This is a genomic window from Vibrio sp. B4-6 (assembly GCF_963888245.1).
GTDB classification, from domain to species: Bacteria; Pseudomonadota; Gammaproteobacteria; order Enterobacterales; family Vibrionaceae; genus Vibrio; species Vibrio anguillarum.
Map to the genome: position 1 here is coordinate 1 of NZ_CAWPIM010000035.1, position 3,539 is coordinate 3,539.

The following is a 3,539-nucleotide window of genomic DNA, read 5'->3' on the forward strand; positions in this document are numbered from 1 at the left end:
GAAATATAACAAACAATTTAAGAGTGATTCCCCACGCTTGGCATTTTTGGTTTGGGTCAAGTTTAGTGTTTACGGTGTTCAAGTTAAGTGTCGTGGTTGCGTGGCTCACACCTTAATTGGGCGTTATGTGTTTGATGAGTTTTTAGGGTTAACTCTACGATTTCATTGAGAATTCGTTCCGTGTTTTCGGCAAGTTGGCTTGGTCGAAATGAGTTCGTGAAAGAGCTTCAATTGGTCACGTCCAAGTCTCTTGGGTTGCCTCAATTAAGTTTTGAATCTGGTTTGTGTTGAGTTTCGTCAGTTTCAAATCGCTTAAATTAAAATGCTTTTTTGACTGATCCACTTGCTGAAGTTCAGCCCTGAAAATCTGGTGACGCAAAAGGGGTTGTTGTGGCTGAAAGAGCGCTTTCTTTGTTGTTGATTCTGCAAGTGGCTCTCTTCGGCTCAGATCGCTGTGAAATTTAGGTTTTGGTAAGCATCGTTTTTGTACGTAACTTATTCAAATCTCTTCATTTCTACGGTGGTTTACTTTGAATTCACGGTAAAATTCACATAACAAGCAATTCAAGTGGATTCTCAACGCGTAGCAGTTTTACTATGCGTTAGGTAAAGTGTTTTACGGTGCAATGCAGCGGCTTGGCCAGTGCGTTGTTCACCACTTAATTGGGCGTTATGCAACTCAGGTAAATTTAGGGGTTCAATCTTTTGGAATTTCTCCGGCTATTCGTTTTGTGCTGTCGGCAAATGAGCATTTTTACCCTCAAATTCTTGGTTAACTCAAACCGTAAAACAGGCAATTTTCTTTGTTTGCCTCAATTGGTTTTAGCGTTGGCGCGTTGTCAATTTAGCGGGTGCAAAGTGTGGAAAGGACAAGTTAATCGATCATTTTGTACTTGCTGAATATTTTGCTCGTTGAGTTTTGCTGATTCAAAAGCTTGGTTTGTTGCTGAAAGGTGTGCTTTGTTTTGGCGGCTTACTTATCACGGTTCGGGCTTTGGCTGATTCTTGGTTCACTTAACCAAAATTTTGATTGTTTTCTTAATCAAATTTGGTGTAACTTCTGGTTTATCTTATTGAATTTGCATAACAAAGCATTTAAGACGGATTCGCAACGCTTGGCGGTTTTAGTGTAAATTCAGTTTTTGCGTTTTAAGTGGTTTGTCGAGGCATTGGTGTTTAGCGTCGCTCACCACTTAATGCGGCGTTAGGCAAAGTGAGTTTTTATCAGCTAAATCGAGTTGAAATTGAACGGTAAATTCCATGTTTTGTGGCTTAACTTAAGCAATAAATCGTCATCACATATTTGTTGTTTCTTGATCGCGTTGGGTTGTTTGTCGTTGTGAATTTAGCGGCAAAATAACCTTCAGCATCCAAACGTCCGCCGAGCATACTACGCTCGTCACTTTTCTTCCAAATCGCTCAATTTGAGTTTTTTGTTTCTTTGCTGATTCAGCATTTTGGTTTATAAATGAATCGGTTAGTTTGTTTCAAGTTTACAAAAAAGCTCGTTCTTTGGTTGTGAAAGTGTCGGTGTCAATTGGTTGGCCTAACAAACGGTTAAAGAGGGACTGCCAACGCGTGGCGGTTTTTGTTCAAATCAACATGTGTGATTACGGTTGTTATTTTGGGTTCAGTGTGTTGCGTTGTCAGCCCCTTAACCGGGCGTTATGCAACTCAGGTAAATTTAGGGGTTTAATCTTTTTGGATTTCTCCGGCCATTTGTTTTGTGTTGTCGGCAAATGAGCATTTTCGGCTTCAAATTCGTGGTTAACTCAATCCGTAAAACAGATAAGATTCTTTGTTTGCCTCAATCAGTTTTAGCGTTGGTGCGTTGTCAATTTAGCGGGTGCAAAGTGTGGAAAGGACAAGTTAATCGATCATTTTGTACTTGCTGAATATTTTGCTCGTTGAGTTTTGCTGATTCAAAAGCTTGGTTTGTTGCTGAAAGGTGTGCTTTGTTTTGGAGGCTTACTTATCACGGTTCGGGCTTTGGCTGATTCTTGGTTCACTTAACCAACATTTGGGTTGTTTTCTTAATCAAATTTGGTGTAACTTCTGGTTTATCTTATTGAATTTGCATAACAAAGCATTTAAGACGGATTCGCAACGCTTGGCGGTTTTAGTGTAAATTCAGTTTTTGCGTTTTAAGTGGTTTGTCGAGGCATTGGTGTTTAGCGTCGCTCACCACTTAATGCGGCGTTAGGCAAGGTGAGTTTTTATTAGCTAAATCGAGTTGGAATTGAGCGGTAAATTTCATGTTTTGTGGCTTAACTTAAGCAATAAATCGTCCTCACATATTTGTTGTTTCTTGATCGTGTTGGGTTGTTTATCGCTGTGAATTCATCGGTAAAATAACCTTCAGCATTCAAACGTCCGCCGAGCATGCTACGCTCGTCACTTTTCTTCCAAATCGCTAAATTTAAGTTTTTTGGTTTCTTTGCTGATTTAGCATTTTGGTTTATAAATGAATCGGTTAGTTTGTTTCAAGTTTACAAAAAAGCTCGTCCTTTGGTTGTGAAAGTGTCGGTGTCAATTGGTTGGCCTAACAAACGGCTCAAGAGGGATTGCCAACGCGTGGCAACTTTAGTACAAAATTGAAGTTCAGTGTTTAAGTGTGTTTTTTGAGTTCGGTGGTGCGTTGTCAACCCCTTAGCCGGGCGTTATGTGCCCAATGGTAATATAGTCAATACTACTGGTTGTGTGAAAAATAGCCAAAACTGGTTCTGGATATAAAATGAGTTGTAAAATGAAAAAAATAATTTTGTTGTCTTATTGTTTATTATCTTTTGGTGTTTCATCGGCAATTTCAACAGAGGAATATATATCAAAAAGTCATGAATACATAAAAAGCTGTAATACTTTAAAAGTATTGCTTGAAGATAAGGCATCAAAAGGTGAGCGTTATCAGAAAATTATTTTCGATGATTTAAATTTTAGAATTGGTTATTATCATCATAAATATGGTGAAGGTGAGTATAATATGGCTGCTTTTGAAATGGCAGCTAGCCAAGTTATATCCACGTGCTTGCTTGATAGAAACGCCTACTTAAATATTGATAAAGCTGTTTCTAATGTATACCGGAAGAAATAGCTTAGATTTTGTATTCTGAAGTATTCAAATACACATAACAAACGGCTCAAGAGGGATTGCCAACGCGTGGCGGTTTTAGTGCAAAATTGAAGTTCAGAGTTTACAGCGTGTTTTTTGAATCTGGCGGTGCGTTGTCAACCCCTTAGCCGGGCGTTAGGCAAGGTGAGTTTTTATCAGCTAAATCGAGTTGAAATTGAGGGATAAATTCCATGTTTTGTGGCTTAACTTAAGCAATAAACAACCATCACATATTTGTTGTCCCTTGATCGCTTTGGGTTGTTTATCGCTGTGAATTCATCGGTGAAATAACTTTCAGCATCTAAACGTCCGCCGAGCATGCTACGCTCGTCACTTTTCTTCCAAACCGCTCAATTTTAGTTTTTTGGTTTCTTTGCTGATTTAGCGTTTTGGTTTATAAATGAATCGTTTAGTTGGTTTTAAGTTGGTA

General features: G+C 38.7%; 1 protein-coding gene. It reads left to right on the forward strand.

Annotated elements, in window-relative coordinates; translation table 11 throughout:
* Positions 1 to 2,746: 2,746 nt before the first annotated feature.
* A complete protein-coding gene (locus AACV20_RS11360; RefSeq protein ID WP_170908072.1) occupies positions 2,747 to 3,091 on the forward strand; it encodes a hypothetical protein in 345 nt (114 codons plus the stop codon).
* Positions 3,092 to 3,539: the final 448 nt, after the last annotated feature.